We start from the raw sequence: 15,850 nt of genomic DNA, 5'->3' as shown, positions 1-15,850 counted from the left end.
TTGACTCGCTGTGGTGAGAGGTTGACCAGCTTCGATGAATGTCTTTTGAAATGATGAGGTGATGGTAAATGCAAGCAATTAATATACAAATTTCCATCGAATTAATTGAGCAAGGTGAGACGGCAGTTTTGGAACGTCTCTGGAATGTGGATGAACTGGCGGCGACTCTGGTGACCCTGCGCCTCTATCAAATTTTACCGGATTATCCCTCGGTCACAGTTGCCCTGCAAGCGGCTCAAACCTGGTTACGGGGGTTATCTTGTAATGATGTTATGGACTGGCTCAAACATGAGCAGAAGGCGACGGAGGAGGAAGTGGAATACGTGAAAGACCGTTTGGATTTATTTGAGGATGACCCCCCTTTGCTAACGCCTATTATTGGTCAGCGTTTACGACGGCGGGATTATAATGGGGGATGACCGTCAAGATGATTGCTAAAGTGATTTGATAAATTAAATGTCTCTGGAACTGAAACGAATTCGGATAGAGCGTCTCTTTGACGCTTATAATTTGGATATCCCCATTCAAGACAATACTTTAATCCTAGTTGGTGAAAATGGATCGGGTAAAAGTACACTGATTAATTTATTATATTACACCTTAACGGCTCAGTGGGAACGTCTAGCCCAGCTTCCCTTTCATTCCTGCATTGTTACAATTGGCAATGAAGAATATATCCTCAAAAGAGAAGATTTACCCGCTGCTCAAGATATGATCCGTAGTATGATTCCTAGCGGTAAAAGGTTTATTCTTAAGTATTTTGAAAAGAGGTTATCTGCACAAGAACTTGAAAATCTGCTCAATGAATTAGGCGAGCATAGCTCAGAATACTGGTTGTCAAAAAACGGATTTACGGTATTAAAACATAAATTCCCTGAAATTTCCCCTAAAGCATTGCGAGATATAGCTACAATTAATCCAAGGTTTGTATCTTTAGAGGAAAATGAAGAAAGCAAGGTTACAGATAGACTGGCTGAAGCTGTCCAATCTAACTCTAAAGAACAAGTCTTATTTTTGCCCACTTATCGCAGGATTGAAAAAGAATTAAGCGATGTTTTTCCTGATATAGACTTGGATGATGTTTTACCTTTTTCTAAAACTAATCGTTATCGGAAGAAGCCACGAGCTGGATATGTCGAACTTGTTGAGTTTGGCATGGAAGATGTAATTCGGGCGTTTGACTCAACCTTGTCAGACTTGGATCAAAATTTCCGCACTGAACTGAATCGATTGACTGGAAGTTACTTAGGGGACATTATTCGGAATAACTATAAAAATGTTGAGGCATCTCAACTGTCTACGGAGGAATTTACGGAAACAATCAATGTGATGCTCCCTAGGATTGGGGATATTCTTTCAGAAGGCGATCGCCAAAAACTGGGACAGATCCTTGAAGATGTCAAAACTAACCAGGTTTTATTGGAAGAACAACGGGTGACTGCTTATTTTTTGACTCGTTTGGTCGAAATTCATAAAAGTCAACAGGAAAAAGAACGCCCAATCCGAAAGCTAGTTGATTTGGTCAATCAGTATCTCAGTAACAAAAAGTTAGAATTTAACCCCAGTGAATTCAAGTTGGTTGTTAAGCGCAAAAATAAAGAGATGACAGAAGTACCAATCCCGGGCTTATCCTCTGGAGAAAAGCAAATTATTTCATTGTTTTCGCATATATTCTTAAGTGATTATAGTAAGTATTTTGTGGTGATTGATGAACCGGAGTTGTCCATCTCTGTACCTTGGCAACGCCGTTTTCTGCAAGACTTGAAAGATACGGAAAAGTGTTCCGGTTTAATTGCGGTGACTCATTCTCCTTTTGTTTTTGAAAATTCACTGGCGGAATATGCACATTCTATCAGTGAGTTTATTGAGGAGATTTAACAATGTCATCTTTCTTGGATGCTTTGAAGGCTGCACCGACATCATCCCAAGCGAAATTAAATATATTTCTCCTCAGTTTTCAACCCCAGGGTCAGGCGATGGCAATTTTTCTGGAGGGACGCGATGATCCTTCCTTGATTCGAGTTAATGTTCAACAATTCGCTGAACAGAAGGCTTTATCGGTGGAAACCATTATATTGGGAAATAAAAAAGAAGTGTTGAATGCTTATGATTATCTAGGTAAACGATTTCCCAACAACCCCCGAATTATGTTTTTTGTGGATAAAGATCATGATGACCTCCTCGGTGAAACTCGGGGAATAACAACTCAGCAAGGCTTATTCGTCACCCAACACTACTCTACTTAGGGAGAGTCTGTAATGTCAAGATCCAGCCCGATCCGAGGACAATTGACTCCACCATCAGAGAACTGGAAGCCTTACCGACAAAAGTTTGGTTGCGGGGAAAACAAGAACTCTGGTGTTTAATTAAGTTTCTGAACCGACTGGAGGAAGAGGTAAAAACCGGAAAAGTTAAGCTAAAAATTAGATCGCAGATCAATATCAACAATATCGTTGAATTGCTGGCTCCCCGCCTACCCTGTCCTTCAGATTTAAGAGATTACCTAACCAATAGACTTGGTAGTTTATAGATGTCCCCCCTTTGCTCATGCCTATTATTGGTCAGCGTTTACGGCGGCGGGATTATAATTGAGTCAGGAGCGCGAGCCGGGAAACTCTGGCTAATCCTGAAATTGACCCAGAAAATCAATGTCAGCGTGGGAGGGTGAGCGGATGCAAATTACTCTGAATCTACCGGATAGCCTTAGCCAAACTGAAACCTTTAATCAGAAGGACTGGCTTAGGGAAATTGCTGTCGCCCTATTTGAGCAAGAGCGGGTTTCTCTCAGCCGTGCCAGCACAATTGCGGCGATGGATATTATGGACTTTCAAAAGCTGCTGGCAGAGCGTGGTATCTGTGTTCACTACGATGTAGCAGATTTTGAACAGGATGTTCAGCACCTGCGCGATCGCGGCTGGCTATGATTGTTGTCAGCGATACCTCTGCTGTTTCCAATCTTGCCATTGTTAATCATCTTTGGTTGCTAGAAGCGATTTATCAAAGGGTGATTATTCCTGACATTGTGGCTAGGGAACTAGCCGCCGCCAGCAATCCCATCATTCCAGCCATTCTCCAAGTCGGCTGGATTCAAACCCAATCCCTCACCCACTCCCAACTTGCCAACCAACTGCAACAAGAACGAGGATTGGATGCTGGAGAAGCGAATGCGATCGCCTTGGCACTGGAGCTACAAGCGGATGATCTACTGATTGATGAACGCTTGGGACGGCAAGAAGCTCTGCGGTTAGGGCTGTCTATCATTGGTATTCTGGGCATTCTGCTGGTTGCCAAACAAAGAAGCCTCATCCCCCAGGTTCAACCTGTTATGGATGCCCTGATCAACGAGGCTGGTTTTCGCGTCAGCCCCCAGCTTTATCAGCGTATCTTAGCTCTTGCCCAAGAGCCTGATTAAAATTGATTTTACGGCGATCGCCTTATAACTTACATTCCGCAGATCCTGACTGAGAGCATTAGGAAGGAATGAAAAATTCACTCCGACAAAATTAATAGGTCTAACAATTCTTGTGTTTCTGTATTATTATACCGCCAAATCCATTACTCTGAGTCTTCATAACTCATTTCGATGTAACTAGACCAGCGCGAAGCGCTATAGTAGCGAGCAAGATGCTCGCACTACAAGGATCTCGCAATTCTTGACATTATGGTTTAAATGCCGAACAGCTTATCCGGTGGAGATCGCCCAGTGATTAATGGATGTCTTTTGAAATGATGAGGTGATGGTAGATGCAAGCAATTAATATACAAATTCCCATCGAATTAATTGAGCAAGGTGAGACGGCAGTTTTGGAACAAATTGCCATGCAACTTTATGAAAACCAGATATTTACCTTTAGTCAAGCCCGTCGATTGTTGAATTATTCTGTGTGGTAATTTCAAAAACTGTTGGGAGAAAATCATATTGTTCGGCAATACGACAAAGATGATTTAGCAGAGGATATCGAAGCGATTCAATTAGGATTGTGGGATGGTTAAAATCATTTGTAATGCTACGCCTTTGATTAACTTTGCAAGTGTTAACCGCTTAGATATATTAAAATCCCTGTTTACTGAGATAGTCATTCGCCAAGCGGTTTACTCGGAAACCGTTGAATCAGGATTTCCTAACTCTGAAACTATTGTTAATGGAATTGAAGCGGCTTGGCTTAAAGTCCATAATTCTACGCTACGGCTCTTGGCTCGTTTGTCAAGCCTTCCCCACCTGAATAGTTACTGCGGATGTATTGTCGAATGACGGGCTGTAGGCTTAAATTGGATGAGGGTTCTAATAAACTGCGTCGTTTGAGAGATTGGATGGCTTTGAGAAACTCTCGATCTGAGAGGAGATTGGGGGGTTTCTGGTTCAGGTTGACTGGGGAGTCTTGGTTGGCTAACCAGTGCAGCAGGGTTTTTTCGGCGTTCCCAAGGCGTTGGTAATGGAGCTTGAGGACGGCTTCTAAGTCTCCTAAAAAGAGAGTGGGATAGGAGAGGAATTGCTGAACACTACCGTTGAATAAATCGAGAATTGTTGAAGCGGTAAGGTTTAGCCACAAGGGATTGTTGTTATAAAGCTGAGTAAGTTCTGGCCAGGTGTTGGGGTCTTTGAGTTGGCGATCGCGGAGGATTTGGGTAGCGAGTTGAGGAGACCCCTGAACGGGAAGGGTTTTACAGTGGCGGGTTTCGCTTTCTAAGGCGGCGATTTCGAGGGGGTGTTCCCAACTCAGCAGCAGAATACAACTTTGGTGAGAGAATGTCCCGAGTTCATGAATGAGTTGACCATAGCCTTGATACTCTCGACGGTAGGTTCCGACAAATTCACCGGGGGTTAGAGCCTCTTGCAGGTTGTCTAAGACGATCAAGCAGCGGTGATGTCTCAGATGGTCTAGGAGTGATGCGTTCGGGGTGGAGGTGGCGGCGAGAAACTGGCGGATGTGGTTTTGCAGGGTTTCTAGGTTGGGGAATTTGCGATGGTTACACCAGAGGATGTGAGTAAAGTGGTCTTTTATCTGTTCGACGAGTTGTCTGGCGAGGGCGGTTTTGCCAATTCCTGATAATCCGGTGAGGGTGATGATGCGGCTGTGTTCGCTGAGTATCCAGTGTTTTAGGGTGGTGAGTTCGTCGTGACGGTTGTAGAGGCGATCGTATTCGGGGGCTTGGCTGAGATCGTGGCGGGGTAGGGTGTCGGATTCGCTATTGCTGGGGGATGGATTGGCTAAGTTTTTTGGCTCGTTGTATAAATCGCTACAGACATTATTTATGTGGTTGATATGAGAGCCAATTTGAACTTCAGTATTAAAGGAATGGAATATTCGGTTTTCGATGAGCGATCGCACATTCTTCTTTTTTACGTCTTCTTCTAGCAGTTCTGACAGCAGTTTCCATAAGTCGGACGCTGATTTCCTGACATGATCGCTCGTACAGTGGTATTCTTCAGCGATTTCCTTATATCCTTTACCTTGCCATGCTCCCTCTAAGATAGCGCGTTGCAGTGTATCTAAGTGTTTTCCCGTAGTCGTTAAAAGCAGGCGATCGATCCACTGCAACGCTTCCTGAATCCCCATAGCTATTCCACTAAATTATTATTTAAATTATTATTTTTTCTCTTACCCCACATTTTACCACATTTTTACCTTTTTAACAACAAATTCGTACATTTTACCACTTTTTGACTTTAACCCCCCTCAGAAATACTTCCCTAAATGCCACTTTTAAGGGGTTGGCAAATAAAAATTAGGGTGAAACAATAACAATAGTAGATGCAATTCTGATGATTTCCTAATACTGTTAATATTGATTTTCACGGAGTATAGCTATGGAGAATTATTTCGTATCAAGTAATACCAACCAAGGTGAAAACACTCAATCATCCCTGACTCAATCACTATCAGTAAAACTTTTACCTTCCGTATATCATTCTGAACCTAAATCAGGTGCTAGTTGGTCTAAGTGGGGTGGTAAATGGAAAAGGAATATGTTTCATGGTTCAGAAAATCAACCATGCATTAGATGGCGCAAAGAGTCGGATGATACTTATGTGGTACAAGATCCAGAAGGAGTAGTTTGGCTTATGAATGAAGTATCTTTAAAGAAACTGCTTGGTAACAAGAAGTAAACAAGGATTCATAAATAAATTTTTATGGTGTTTTGCTTATACCATAAAAATTTATTTAATTGCATGATCAATTAAGTGTGTTTTATTTCAATTGGCATAAATTAAAATGTTACATAATTTTGAAGCTGTCAATTTTCAAGCCCCTTTGCACCTTGACATTGAGATTACTCATAAATGTACTTTAAATTGTAAATACTGTTTTAATCAATCAAGCTCACTAGAATCTGCTGAGATTTCACTAGAAATATTTAATGAAATTGTTGAAGAAGCAAAAAAAATGTCTATTTTTGAAATTTGCATTAGTGGAGGCGAGCCATTCATACATAAAGATATCATGAAAATGATATCAAAAATTAAAAACCTAGGTCTTGGTATATCAATAGTAACAAATGCAACATTAATTACAAAGAAAAAAGCAAGTCAGTTAAGTGCTTTGGATGTAATTTCAAATATGCAAGTCAGCTTTGATGGGCATAATCAAAAAATACATGAAAAAACTCGTCGTGACTTTAATAAATCATTAAAAGGCTTTTTGAATTTGTGTGACCAAGTTCAGGATAGACATAGAGCGCCATCGGTAGGTATTGTAATTAGCAAATATAACTATATGCAAATTCCAAATATTGTTAATTTTTTCAAAAATTACACTGATAGACTTAATCTAATGGCTGTGCAAAAATGCAATGAACTAGAATTATCTACCAATCAAAAGAGAGAGTTCGAGACTAAGTATCTGCCCATTGTAAAAGATATCTTTCAACAAGAAAAACTACGTGGTCGCATCATAGAAGATAAGGACACAAGTGGCTTTGAAATGTCCAGAACACATATTGATTGTCTGGCAGGAATTATATTTTTAGTTATTTCTCCGGAACTCGATATATATCCTTGTGACATAGTACGCAAAAGTTTAGGTAAATGGGAACATCAAGGTTCATTAAAAAAAGCTCATGAAAATGCTAAGGTGTGTTGGAGTAATCTAAATTGTAGTTGGTGTCAGAATTAGTTTTTGCATCCTGTTACCGTAGGTTGAATGGAATGGAATGAAATGAGACTCAATATTTTACGGTTAACTTTTTGGTTTAGCGATCGCTAAGTAGTCGGACATAAATAAACTGTACTATCCCCAGAATTCCAAAATAATTGGAACCTTTGCCTAAAGGAAATTAGAGTTGCGTTCACAAAACTTTGCCCAGTTCCAAAAACTTTTGTCCGACTACTTAAACCCTTTTTTAAATTATTGACCAAACTGTGATTTTGTACGGATTGAATATCCATCCAAGTTGCTGATCGCACTGCTGTAATCACAGTATTCCCCGCCCTAAGATCCAATAATTCCTCATGCACCGCACAGGGAATTAAAATTCTACCATAAAGCTGAGGCATTAGGCTGAGTTGCCCGACCTTCGCCAAATTGGAAATAGGTGAAGTGTTGCTGACCAAAATCATGAACACTCCGTTTCCTCTAAAGATTTGAGGTCTTCCTGAAACTCATCAATATCATAATGAACGCAAATACCTCGCTCAGAAATGAGTTTTTGAAACTGCATCCGATGCAATCCCAATAACTCACTGGCTTTCCCCAAACTAATTTTATCTTGCTGAAACAACATCAGCACAATTTCCAACAATAGCTCATTTTCAGAAAAGCCACTCGCCTTGACTAGATCATCGGAAATCACTAAACTCATGGTGAACTCTCCCTGACTGAAATCTCCTGCTTAAATCTTAGCAGCCCAAGGAGCGATCGCCGATGCCAGCCACCCCTCTCAAACATCCCCTACCGTGGTTGATCGAGGATTACCACCAAATCGTCAATCGAGCGCACCCCTAGGGTTCCCAGACTGCATCCTAAAGGGCGATCGCTGTTTCCTTAGAGAGCGATCGCCTTAGCTTAAAATAGGGTGAGTTGACTTGTATAAAGACAAGTGATGTACATATCAAATTTTTACAAAAAAGGCTGATTTTGAATCAATGTTCGGCATTTAAACTTTAGTGTCAATAATGGCGAAATCCTTGTAGTGCGTTTAGCGAAGCCATGCCGCAGGCTTTGCATCTTGCTCGCTACCCATTCCCAATTTAAATGCATGACAGCTTAACTTACCAAAGCGTTCAGTAATGGTGCGTTACGCTTTCGCTAACGCACCCTACAATTTTATGGTGGAAAATGGGGCAAAATCTGAGCTTACAAACCCAAATCTACCGCCACCCGATGGGCGCAAGCAAACCCAGAAAACGCCACCGCATTTAACCCTTGTCCCGGAAACGTACTATCCCCCACACAATATAATCCCGGAATCGCTGTTCGATTAAACGGCATTCCCAATAACCCCCTTAACTTGCGGCGCGGAATGGGTCCATAGGTGCCATCCTCACGCCCTAAAAACCGTCGATGACTGCGGGCAGTTCCCACTTCCATATAATCCAATCCCGCATCTAAACCCGGAAAAATTGCCTCTAATCGTTCAATAATTCGCCCAGCCGCTTCTTCCTTTTTATCTTCATATTCCTTAACCGATAATCCCTGCCAATTCTCCATCCAACTGGGCGTAAAAGTATGCATGATATGATAGCCTTCCGGGGCTAATTCCGGGTCAAGTAATGTTGGAATCGACACAAAAATTGTCCCCTCAGCCTCCTCCATCTTGTCCCATTCTTCCAATAAAATATGGTGACATTCTGTTCCGGACGGGAATACCTTTTCCTCAACTCCTAAATGCAAACTCAAAAAACTCGGTGATTTCTGATATCGTTGTTGCCACTTTTCCTCACTGGCAGGCATTTGTTCTGGGGGCAATAATTTCTCAAACGTATCCCAGCGCGTTGCATTAGACACTACCCGCTTTGCCCGATACTCTTCCCCAGTGGCTAACCGCACACCTACAGCTTTACCCTGTTCCGTTAAAATTTCGCTGACTCTGGCGGAATAGCGAATTTGTCCCCCAGCTTTCTCCAATCCTTCAACTAATTTCTGGGCAATTTCACCTACACCCCCTTTAGGATAATTAATTCCCCCATAATGGCGGTCAGAAAACACCATTCCTGCATTAATCATCGGTGTCTTATCCGCAGGTACGACTGACCAACAGTAACATTCCATATCAATAAACTGGAGTAACTGAGGGTCATGAATGTAGCGACGGGCAATATCTCCGGCATTCTGGGGCAAATATTTTACTAATCCTAAACAAGCTAAAGGATGCTGGAAAAACACCCGCATCAAATAGCGAGGTTCTTCTAGAGACAGCAAATCCATGGCGTTGAGGCAATTAAATACCTTCCAGCATTCATCATAAAATTGCCGAATTCCCCGGCGTTCGTGGGGAAAACGTTCTGTCAATTTGTGTAAGAATTTCTCATAGTCTCGATGAACTTTCAGGTCTAAGCCTTCGGGTAGATGATAGTGAATCTGAACCTCATCGGGAATTGTTTCCACACCAACATTTACCGCGTCTAAGGCTTTGGTCAACAGATTCGTGGTTCCTTCAGTACCAAAACCAAAAATCATCGACGCGCCAACATCAAAGCGATACCCTTCGCGTTCAAAGTATCCAGCACTACCACCGGGAATCAGATAGCGTTCCAGTACCAGCACCTTGGCACCCTTAGCGGCTAGCTGAGTCGCTGTCACGAGTCCGCCAATACCAGAACCAATGACGATGACATCAAATACAGAGGTTTCGTTCAGAGCGTGATTAGTTGACGAAGGAGATTGAGAAGCAATAGCCATGAATTATCAGACGAGAGAGGTCTTTTACAAATTCGAGTTTAACTTTTCTCTATTCTCCCTTCCAGATGTGTCATGCCAGACGTACCGTGCTACGTCATACTGGTTGGATAAGCTCTCATTTAATTTTTTCTTCCTCATCTCCCCCATCTCCCCCTACATAAGAAATGGGGTTTGGAGACCAAACCCCTACAACTCCCATCTCCCCCATCTCCCCCAGCTCCCTCATCCCTTTCACACCCCCCCAAAAAAAAGAGGGTGGTTCAGGCTGCTACCGCTTGCCCGTCCCACCTACCAATCCTTAATGAGAGGAGAACACTGAGGACTACTATATCCTTGTTGAAAATTAATGTCAACACTAATGAAAACAATTAGCAATAAACGGGCAAATGCAGCGTTTAGCCCGGATACCATCTCGGCAGTCGGGAAAAAAAAGCATTATCATGATTCAGTTTAGGTATTCCTTCGTCGTTATCGATTAATTCGCTATGGCTCCGCAATTACGTGTTTATGTTCCCCCTCATCCCCTAATCAAGCACTGGCTTGGTGTTGCCCGTGATGCAGCGACACCCTCCCCCCTATTCAAAAGTGCGATGACGGAGTTAGGGCGCTGGCTCACCTACGAAGCGATTCGAGACTGGCTACCGACGGAAGAGTTAATGGTTCAGACACCCCTAGCCCCTTGTCCAGCCACAATGGTGAATCCAGAGACTCCTTTAGTCGTCGTGCCGATTTTACGGGCGGGATTAGCCTTATTAGAAGGGGCGCAAACTTTATTGCCCTTGGCATCCATTTACCATCTAGGCATGGTGCGCGATGAAGGAACGTTAGAAGCAAAGTGTTATTTAAATAAATTGCCCCAACAATTTGAGCCGGGTACACATATCTTAATTACCGAACCCATGCTTGCCACTGGGGGTACAATGATGTCCGCGATCGCAGAACTGACCCAGCGAGGTGCTGATCCAGGATTTATCCGGATTATCAGCGTGGTTGCGGCTCCACCCGCCTTGCAAAAGTTAGGGGCTAATTATCCCACTTTAACCATCTACACCGCCACAATTGACGAAGAATTAAGCCAGCAAGGATTTATAGTACCCGGATTAGGTGATGCAGGCGATCGCGCCTTTGGCACATGATGGCAAGGGATAGGGGAGATGGGGGAGATAGGGGAGATAGGGGAGATAGGGGAGATGGGGGAGATAGGGGAGATGGGGGAGATAGGGGAGATAGGGGAGATGGCGGAGATAGGGGAGATAGGGGAGATAGGGGAGATAGGGGAGATGGCGGAGATAGGGGAGATGGGGGAGATAGGGGAGATGGGGGAGATAGGGGAGATAGGGGAGATAGGGGAGATGGCGGAGATAGGGGAGATGGGGGAGATGGGGGCGGGTTTTACCACTAACGGGAAGCTTTGCACCCTGATATAACTAAACCCGTCCCAAAGGATTACCAGCATTCTGCGACGAATGACGAATGACAAATGACAAATGACAAATGACGAATGACAAATGACAAATGACAAATGACGAAGATGTAGGCATCTGCATCAGCCAACCGTTAATCTGGAAAAGCAGTTGCGTTTTTTATTTCAAGGGTACTAAAGGAAAAATGAGTCAGCGCGATGGTTTTACAGGCGGACTTCTGGCGGGAATCGCTATAGGGGGAGTAGTTGGTGGCGTTATCGGAGCCATACTAGCCGGACAACGCAATAGTAGCGATGAAGATGCCGATCAGTCTTTACTCAAATCCCGCCTCTCGGAGAAGAAAGCCATGAAGGGTAAAAAGTCTCAACTCAACTCCGAGGAGAGCATTGAAGCGGCGCGTCGCAGTTTAGAAGATAAAATTGCCCAGCTTAATACAGCGATTGATGATGTGCGCCAGCAATTGGGTCCAGTGAATGGGAGTGGGAGTACAGAACTCACCGATAGGGAAGGTTCGCTCGATTCCTAAGCCGAAATGGAGTGATATCCGTTAAACTGACTAGAAAGGCACTATCATATCCGCCCTCTAAACTTAGTAAGGAAACATTTCAATTTATGCCTACAGCACTGGTAACCGAAAGTCTCGCCAATTTCCTCAACATCTATTTACTGCTGATATTTGTCCGCATTCTGTTAACCTGGTTCCCCACGGTTGAATGGATGAACCAGGTGGCTGGGTTCCTCAGCCCAATTACTGACCCTTACCTGAATATTTTCCGCTCCTTTATTCCGCCGATTGGAGGTTTGGACTTATCTCCTCTTTTGGCGATTATTGTCCTGCAACTTATCGCTGGACTTTTTGGAGGCATGGCATAGTCTTGGGTTAGATATTAATGAAAGTCAACACGCTTTTTTTTAGCGGCGGACTTTGCCCGTAAAGCCAGACGCTTTGAATTGTTCAAGCTGCAAGGGGGTGGGTTGATTAGCCGAAACCGTAATTCGCACTTCAAAATCACTAACGCCCGGTGGGACTTCATCAATGGCACCCAGCCGGGTACGATTTTGAAAGACAGGATTATGATTGGCATCATAAATCCGACCAAAAATGTCAGCGTTGATCACGGGTTTACCTGACTTGTTGATGGCTTTGCCAGTGATGATGTAGCAATCGGCGGCTTGGATGGAACCGGGTGTGACCAATCCTTCGGAAAACTTGGAGGAACATTCGTGGTAAGACAGATCAGATAGTTCTACCTGAACGAAAGCAAACGCAGCAGGGGCAATGACCATACTGATGAGCCAAAACAGACAAGCAACTGTAATGGTAGTGAACCAACCTGGAATTCGCATAAACTATAGTAATAATTATCTTAACTGAATCATTCCATTCCTCAGCATAGCGCGAATCCATCCGCAAACTGTCCTTAATTAGGGGCTGCTGATTAAGCCTGTTATGAACCCAGCCGAGATTGAAGCCGTCTTGCAACTCGCCTTTATCCAATGCGAAGCGGTTTTATGTCCCCTGACAGACTCGCAGAAACAAATTTTACGGCAGGTGCTGATAGAAGCGGTTAGGGGTCAATCCTTACAGTCTTCGGCTATAGGGAATCAGACAATGGCTAATCCTCTGGATGAACTGACTCCAGATGAGCGATCGCGCTTTTTGCAATTTGTCACGGAACAAGAACGGACTGGCTATTCCTGGAAAATCCAACTCCTCAATGACTGGCTGCATAATCGCGAGTCTTCATCTGTCCAGTTTATTCGCGATCGCTATGGATTCCAATGGCTAAATCGGGTCAAGCGCGTGCATCTGGCACAGTATTTAGACGCACAGAACCCCACAGAATGGTTAAAGTTAAAAATCGGCGATCGCATTGAAGTGTCTAATGGACTCTGGGAATGGGTGCAAGACAATGGACCGTGTAGTCGGGAGTGGTTTCCTTGTACAGTGGTGCAGATTTCTCAGGGTATAGAGGGTGATGGTTCGGGATGGAACTGCGTCGTGCGCTTCGATAATGGCATGGAATATGAGATTCAAGGGATTTATGAGTGGAATCGCTATAACTGGCGTTGGATAAACTGATTTAGCGTATTTGTCCAAAACAGAAAAATCATTTTGAGTGCGTATCGAGGGGTTCAATTCTTCCCTACACTCCACACCCTACACCCTACACCCTGCCTATTTTTCACGTAGCTTATCGCCCCTGAATGGTTTCTGGAATAGCATCAAATGCTGCTGGGGTAAGAACTCTTTCGTTTCCAGCCACTGTAACCCCACCGCATTCATTTCTTTACGCGCTTGTCTCTGAGTCATTTTATGCAGCCCTTTAATCGGAATTAAGGGATTCTCCCGGCGATATTCCACCAGTACAACTCGTCCACCCGGTTTTAGCGATCGCACAATTCCACTCATCATTTCTCTAGGATAGGCAAATTCATGATAAGCATCGACCATCAAGGCTAAGTCAACGGTTTCTTGCGGTAAATTGGGGTCAGTGGTACTTCCCAAGATTGGCTCAACATTGGTCACATTGTTCTCGGTTTTCAGGAATTCAATCATATCCAGCATCTCCGGCTGAATATCCACCGCCAGCACCCTACCCTGAGAGACGAGGGGACTGATCCGAAAACTAAAATAACCTGTACCTGCACCAATATCTGCCACAATATCCGTGGGTTTTAGGTTCAAGGCTTCAATCACCTGCTGTGGCTGTTCTTTCGTCTGACGGCTAGGTCGTTCTAACCAAAGGGCTTCGGTGTGTCCCATAACTTTGGCAATCTCTCGACCCATATAAAATTTACCAATCCCATCAGCGCTGTGAACCAGTCGATAATGATAGATACTGTCCGATTCGGCGGCGACTGTGGGTAAGGTAATTCTCCACCCACTGAGGATTAGTCCGAATAGGAGAACACTGGCAATAATAAAAATCTTGAACCTAGACAAGCGATAAGTATTCATCGGTAACGACTGTCATTGGGCGATCGCAAAAAGAACGGTAAGAATTAATCTAGATGCTCAGTGGCTCTTTGGCAGTATGGAATTAAAGCATCCCAACCTGATTGTAATGACACAACCAACATTCAACCAAACTGAGATACCCCAACGCCGTCACGCTGACCCGCCAGCACTGTGGAAAACCGTTATTCTAAGTTCTGTAGCGATTCATTTAGTTGGCTTGGGGTTGCTGCGTCTGGCGCTATTGGGACGCTTTCAGGATTGGCGGTTGAGTCAACGACTGATTCCGGTTGAGATGATTGCGATCGCCTCAAATGCTACCATGCCAACTCCAGCGACTCAACCTCCACCTTCTCCAGTATCCCCAAAAACGCCAGCGAAGAGTTCTGAGAGTCAACAAGAATCAGCACCACAGACAAATCGCCCGACTCAGGCGATCGCAAACAATACTCAGGAGACCCCAAACCCTTCACCTACAACGGTTTCCTCGCCCAACTCACCGAACCCAACCCCGAACCCATCGCCAGCATCCACCACCTCTGAAGGGATGGGAGAAACGCTGTCTCCGCAGCCATCAGAGGAACCTCCAAACCCGACTACGCCTAGTCCGTCTCCTATCCCATCGCCAGAGGAACCAACAGAACCCAAGTCACCGGAAAATCAGTCGGGTGGGGGTTTCATTGCTTCTATTAATGGACTCAGGATTGTGAGTAGCGGGGGTGGTTCTATTATCGATCCGCAACGCAATCCGGGCGATCGACTTGCTGAAATCCAGGAAGAGAGTCAACCCCTCTCGGTGGATGAACTCACGTCCTTCGAGATGACTCTGGATCAACCTGTGGTTCTCAAGGTTATCGTTTTGATCAATGATAGGGGCAAAGCTAAGGTTATAAACGCTGAGGTTATACCGGATAAGACCCAAGTGCAACAAGGAACGCTAAGTCCAGCACAAGCGACGAAACTCGCCAACCAGATTATTGCCGATTGGCGGTTTTCTCCAACTTATATGGCAGGTAAGCCTGTGTACGGATCATACTCCCTGACCCTGGAAATTAATCCCCAGGGGAATTAAGCCGATAATTTTGGTAGAAACTTGCCAAACTTGTGCGATCGTGGTTTATACTAGAAAAGTTATGAGCGCATGCGGGCATAGTTTAGTGGTAAAACCTCAGCCTTCCAAGCTGATGATGCGAGTTCGATTCTCGCTGCCCGCTTCTTATATTCTTCATTAAAGAGCTATTTGTCGCCAGCTTAAGCAATTATTGTCTTGGCACAATCCAAGTGTAGCAAGGATTTCAGACATGACACTAAATGTTTAAGGGGTGACATTTAACTGTTTAATGGACAATAACCAGTGAATTGCAGACCCTCAAGCGCTACTTATAGTCTGTAGACTCTTAGTCATCACCACCCGATTATTAGCGTCAGCAATCCTTAGCAGAGGTAATGATGACACTTCGCGAAAAGTTTGGTGCTGCTGTGAGGGCTAGACCCGCATTTCTCACACAAAGAGCGATCGCAAACTCTAAAAGCCTTGGCAGACAGCGATTTGACCTCAGTTAGCTCCTCCAGTCACACATAACAGTGTGTTGTTCCTTCAATACTCTAAATCCGAGTCCTCCTTAACA

Annotated in this window: 20 protein-coding genes and 1 tRNA gene; 15 read left to right on the top strand and 6 right to left on the bottom strand. The window is 44.1% G+C overall.

The features are described from left to right. The first annotated feature begins 68 nt into the window (after nucleotides 1-68). The 6 genes from RIB93_RS03980 (at nucleotide 69) to RIB93_RS03955 (ending at nucleotide 3,891) form a co-directional block, all read left to right on the top strand. Nucleotides 69-419 (top strand): hypothetical protein, encoded by a 351-nt coding sequence (locus RIB93_RS03980; RefSeq protein WP_446370490.1) that lies wholly within the window; start codon nucleotides 69-71, stop codon nucleotides 417-419. Nucleotides 420-456: 37 nt separating this feature from the next. After that, complete coding sequence (locus tag RIB93_RS03975) at nucleotides 457-1,878, top strand: AAA family ATPase (protein WP_446370488.1); 1,422 nt, start codon at nucleotides 457-459, stop codon at nucleotides 1,876-1,878. A 2-nt stretch (nucleotides 1,879-1,880) separates the two neighbouring features. Further along, nucleotides 1,881-2,246, top strand: a complete 366-nt coding sequence (locus RIB93_RS03970; RefSeq protein ID WP_446370486.1) for a DUF4435 domain-containing protein — start codon at nucleotides 1,881-1,883, stop codon at nucleotides 2,244-2,246. Nucleotides 2,247-2,672: 426 nt separating this feature from the next. After that, nucleotides 2,673-2,924: a UPF0175 family protein gene (locus tag RIB93_RS03965; protein ID WP_446370573.1), complete on the top strand. Its 252-nt coding sequence runs from the start codon at nucleotides 2,673-2,675 to the stop codon at nucleotides 2,922-2,924. After that, nucleotides 2,921-3,412 carry a DUF3368 domain-containing protein gene (locus RIB93_RS03960; protein ID WP_446370484.1) on the top strand — a complete coding sequence of 164 codons (492 nt, stop codon included), beginning with the start codon at nucleotides 2,921-2,923 and terminating at the stop codon, nucleotides 3,410-3,412. Before RIB93_RS03965 ends, RIB93_RS03960 begins: the two co-directional genes overlap by 4 nt. Nucleotides 3,413-3,744: 332 nt before the next feature. Beyond that, complete coding sequence (locus tag RIB93_RS03955; protein ID WP_446370482.1) at nucleotides 3,745-3,891, top strand: hypothetical protein; 147 nt, start codon at nucleotides 3,745-3,747, stop codon at nucleotides 3,889-3,891. A 287-nt stretch (nucleotides 3,892-4,178) separates the two neighbouring features. Here the strand turns inward: RIB93_RS03955 and RIB93_RS03950 are convergent, their stop codons facing one another. Then, entirely contained in the window at nucleotides 4,179-5,558 is a 1,380-nt protein-coding gene (locus RIB93_RS03950; protein ID WP_446370480.1) for an ATP-binding protein, read from the bottom strand. Between the two features lie 251 nt (nucleotides 5,559-5,809). Between RIB93_RS03950 and RIB93_RS03945 the strand changes: the two genes are divergently transcribed. Beyond that, nucleotides 5,810-6,109 (top strand): hypothetical protein, encoded by a 300-nt coding sequence (locus RIB93_RS03945; RefSeq protein WP_446370478.1) that lies wholly within the window; start codon nucleotides 5,810-5,812, stop codon nucleotides 6,107-6,109. 106 nt (nucleotides 6,110-6,215) lie between these two features. Further along, nucleotides 6,216-7,115 carry a radical SAM protein gene (locus RIB93_RS03940; RefSeq protein WP_446370476.1) on the top strand — a complete coding sequence of 300 codons (900 nt, stop codon included), beginning with the start codon at nucleotides 6,216-6,218 and terminating at the stop codon, nucleotides 7,113-7,115. Nucleotides 7,116-7,201: 86 nt separating this feature from the next. Here RIB93_RS03940 and RIB93_RS03935 read toward each other — a convergent pair whose 3' ends face one another. From RIB93_RS03935 to crtH, 3 genes are all read right to left on the bottom strand, one after another. Next, the gene (locus RIB93_RS03935) at nucleotides 7,202-7,558 is read right to left on the bottom strand and encodes a hypothetical protein (protein ID WP_446370571.1); all 357 of its coding nucleotides are present in this window, start codon (nucleotides 7,556-7,558) and stop codon (nucleotides 7,202-7,204) included. Then, nucleotides 7,555-7,800, bottom strand: coding sequence for a UPF0175 family protein (locus RIB93_RS03930; protein ID WP_446370474.1), 246 nt, complete (start codon nucleotides 7,798-7,800; stop codon nucleotides 7,555-7,557). The genes RIB93_RS03935 and RIB93_RS03930 overlap by 4 nt, the downstream gene beginning before the upstream one ends. 494 nt (nucleotides 7,801-8,294) lie before the next feature. Beyond that, nucleotides 8,295-9,839 (bottom strand): carotenoid isomerase, encoded by a 1,545-nt coding sequence (gene crtH / locus RIB93_RS03925; protein WP_446370472.1) that lies wholly within the window; start codon nucleotides 9,837-9,839, stop codon nucleotides 8,295-8,297. A 485-nt stretch (nucleotides 9,840-10,324) separates the two neighbouring features. Here crtH and upp point away from each other — a divergent pair, with 485 nt between their 5' ends. From upp to RIB93_RS03905, 4 genes are all read left to right on the top strand, one after another. Continuing rightward, nucleotides 10,325-10,975, top strand: coding sequence for a uracil phosphoribosyltransferase (gene upp, locus RIB93_RS03920; protein WP_446370470.1), 651 nt, complete (start codon nucleotides 10,325-10,327; stop codon nucleotides 10,973-10,975). Nucleotides 10,976-10,993: 18 nt separating this feature from the next. Continuing rightward, on the top strand, nucleotides 10,994-11,266 hold the full coding sequence (locus RIB93_RS03915) for a hypothetical protein (RefSeq protein WP_446370468.1): 273 nt from the start codon (nucleotides 10,994-10,996) through the stop codon (nucleotides 11,264-11,266). An 88-nt stretch (nucleotides 11,267-11,354) separates the two neighbouring features. After that, a complete protein-coding gene (locus tag RIB93_RS03910) occupies nucleotides 11,355-11,789 on the top strand; it encodes a hypothetical protein (RefSeq protein ID WP_446370466.1) in 435 nt (144 codons plus the stop codon). Between the two features lie 86 nt (nucleotides 11,790-11,875). Next, the gene (locus RIB93_RS03905) at nucleotides 11,876-12,136 is read left to right on the top strand and encodes a YggT family protein (protein WP_006106652.1); all 261 of its coding nucleotides are present in this window, start codon (nucleotides 11,876-11,878) and stop codon (nucleotides 12,134-12,136) included. A 39-nt stretch (nucleotides 12,137-12,175) separates the two neighbouring features. Here the strand turns inward: RIB93_RS03905 and RIB93_RS03900 are convergent, their stop codons facing one another. After that, nucleotides 12,176-12,610 carry a hypothetical protein gene (locus tag RIB93_RS03900; protein WP_446370464.1) on the bottom strand — a complete coding sequence of 145 codons (435 nt, stop codon included), beginning with the start codon at nucleotides 12,608-12,610 and terminating at the stop codon, nucleotides 12,176-12,178. 103 nt (nucleotides 12,611-12,713) lie between these two features. Between RIB93_RS03900 and RIB93_RS03895 the strand changes: the two genes are divergently transcribed. Then, entirely contained in the window at nucleotides 12,714-13,346 is a 633-nt protein-coding gene (locus RIB93_RS03895; protein ID WP_446370462.1) for a hypothetical protein, read from the top strand. A gap of 96 nt (nucleotides 13,347-13,442) precedes the next feature. Here RIB93_RS03895 and RIB93_RS03890 read toward each other — a convergent pair whose 3' ends face one another. Continuing rightward, nucleotides 13,443-14,225: a class I SAM-dependent methyltransferase gene (locus RIB93_RS03890; RefSeq protein WP_446370460.1), complete on the bottom strand. Its 783-nt coding sequence runs from the start codon at nucleotides 14,223-14,225 to the stop codon at nucleotides 13,443-13,445. Nucleotides 14,226-14,331: 106 nt separating this feature from the next. On the opposite strand from RIB93_RS03890, the gene RIB93_RS03885 reads away from it, so the two are divergent. Together RIB93_RS03885 and RIB93_RS03880 are read left to right on the top strand one after the other, a co-directional pair. Then, nucleotides 14,332-15,294: a hypothetical protein gene (locus tag RIB93_RS03885; protein WP_446370458.1), complete on the top strand. Its 963-nt coding sequence runs from the start codon at nucleotides 14,332-14,334 to the stop codon at nucleotides 15,292-15,294. Nucleotides 15,295-15,365: 71 nt separating this feature from the next. Beyond that, nucleotides 15,366-15,436 (top strand) — tRNA-Gly (locus RIB93_RS03880). Nucleotides 15,437-15,850 lie beyond the last annotated feature (414 nt).

This window comes from Coleofasciculus sp. D1-CHI-01 (assembly GCF_040218875.1).
Taxonomy (GTDB): Bacteria; Cyanobacteriota; Cyanobacteriia; order Cyanobacteriales; family Coleofasciculaceae; genus Coleofasciculus.
The sequence above is the reverse complement of the archived record's forward strand: the minus strand, read 5'-3'. Positions and strand labels throughout refer to the sequence as shown.

Bases quoted from the DNA above. Each gene is read 5' to 3' on its own strand.
- RIB93_RS03980 (WP_446370490.1), top strand. From the start codon at position 69: ATGCAAGCAATTAATATACAAATTTCCATCGAATTAATTGAGCAAGGT.
- RIB93_RS03975 (WP_446370488.1), top strand. From the start codon at position 457: ATGTCTCTGGAACTGAAACGAATTCGGATAGAGCGTCTCTTTGACGCT.
- RIB93_RS03970 (WP_446370486.1), top strand. From the start codon at position 1,881: ATGTCATCTTTCTTGGATGCTTTGAAGGCTGCACCGACATCATCCCAA.
- RIB93_RS03965 (WP_446370573.1), top strand. From the start codon at position 2,673: ATGCAAATTACTCTGAATCTACCGGATAGCCTTAGCCAAACTGAAACC.
- RIB93_RS03960 (WP_446370484.1), top strand. From the start codon at position 2,921: ATGATTGTTGTCAGCGATACCTCTGCTGTTTCCAATCTTGCCATTGTT.
- RIB93_RS03955 (WP_446370482.1), top strand. From the start codon at position 3,745: ATGCAAGCAATTAATATACAAATTCCCATCGAATTAATTGAGCAAGGT.
- RIB93_RS03950 (WP_446370480.1), bottom strand. From the start codon at position 5,558: ATGGGGATTCAGGAAGCGTTGCAGTGGATCGATCGCCTGCTTTTAACG.
- RIB93_RS03945 (WP_446370478.1), top strand. From the start codon at position 5,810: ATGGAGAATTATTTCGTATCAAGTAATACCAACCAAGGTGAAAACACT.
- RIB93_RS03940 (WP_446370476.1), top strand. From the start codon at position 6,216: ATGTTACATAATTTTGAAGCTGTCAATTTTCAAGCCCCTTTGCACCTT.
- RIB93_RS03935 (WP_446370571.1), bottom strand. From the start codon at position 7,558: ATGATTTTGGTCAGCAACACTTCACCTATTTCCAATTTGGCGAAGGTC.
- RIB93_RS03930 (WP_446370474.1), bottom strand. From the start codon at position 7,800: ATGAGTTTAGTGATTTCCGATGATCTAGTCAAGGCGAGTGGCTTTTCT.
- crtH (WP_446370472.1), bottom strand. From the start codon at position 9,839: ATGGCTATTGCTTCTCAATCTCCTTCGTCAACTAATCACGCTCTGAAC.
- upp (WP_446370470.1), top strand. From the start codon at position 10,325: ATGGCTCCGCAATTACGTGTTTATGTTCCCCCTCATCCCCTAATCAAG.
- RIB93_RS03915 (WP_446370468.1), top strand. From the start codon at position 10,994: ATGGGGGAGATAGGGGAGATAGGGGAGATAGGGGAGATGGGGGAGATA.
- RIB93_RS03910 (WP_446370466.1), top strand. From the start codon at position 11,355: ATGACAAATGACGAAGATGTAGGCATCTGCATCAGCCAACCGTTAATC.
- RIB93_RS03905 (WP_006106652.1), top strand. From the start codon at position 11,876: ATGCCTACAGCACTGGTAACCGAAAGTCTCGCCAATTTCCTCAACATC.
- RIB93_RS03900 (WP_446370464.1), bottom strand. From the start codon at position 12,610: ATGCGAATTCCAGGTTGGTTCACTACCATTACAGTTGCTTGTCTGTTT.
- RIB93_RS03895 (WP_446370462.1), top strand. From the start codon at position 12,714: ATGAACCCAGCCGAGATTGAAGCCGTCTTGCAACTCGCCTTTATCCAA.
- RIB93_RS03890 (WP_446370460.1), bottom strand. From the start codon at position 14,225: ATGAATACTTATCGCTTGTCTAGGTTCAAGATTTTTATTATTGCCAGT.
- RIB93_RS03885 (WP_446370458.1), top strand. From the start codon at position 14,332: ATGACACAACCAACATTCAACCAAACTGAGATACCCCAACGCCGTCAC.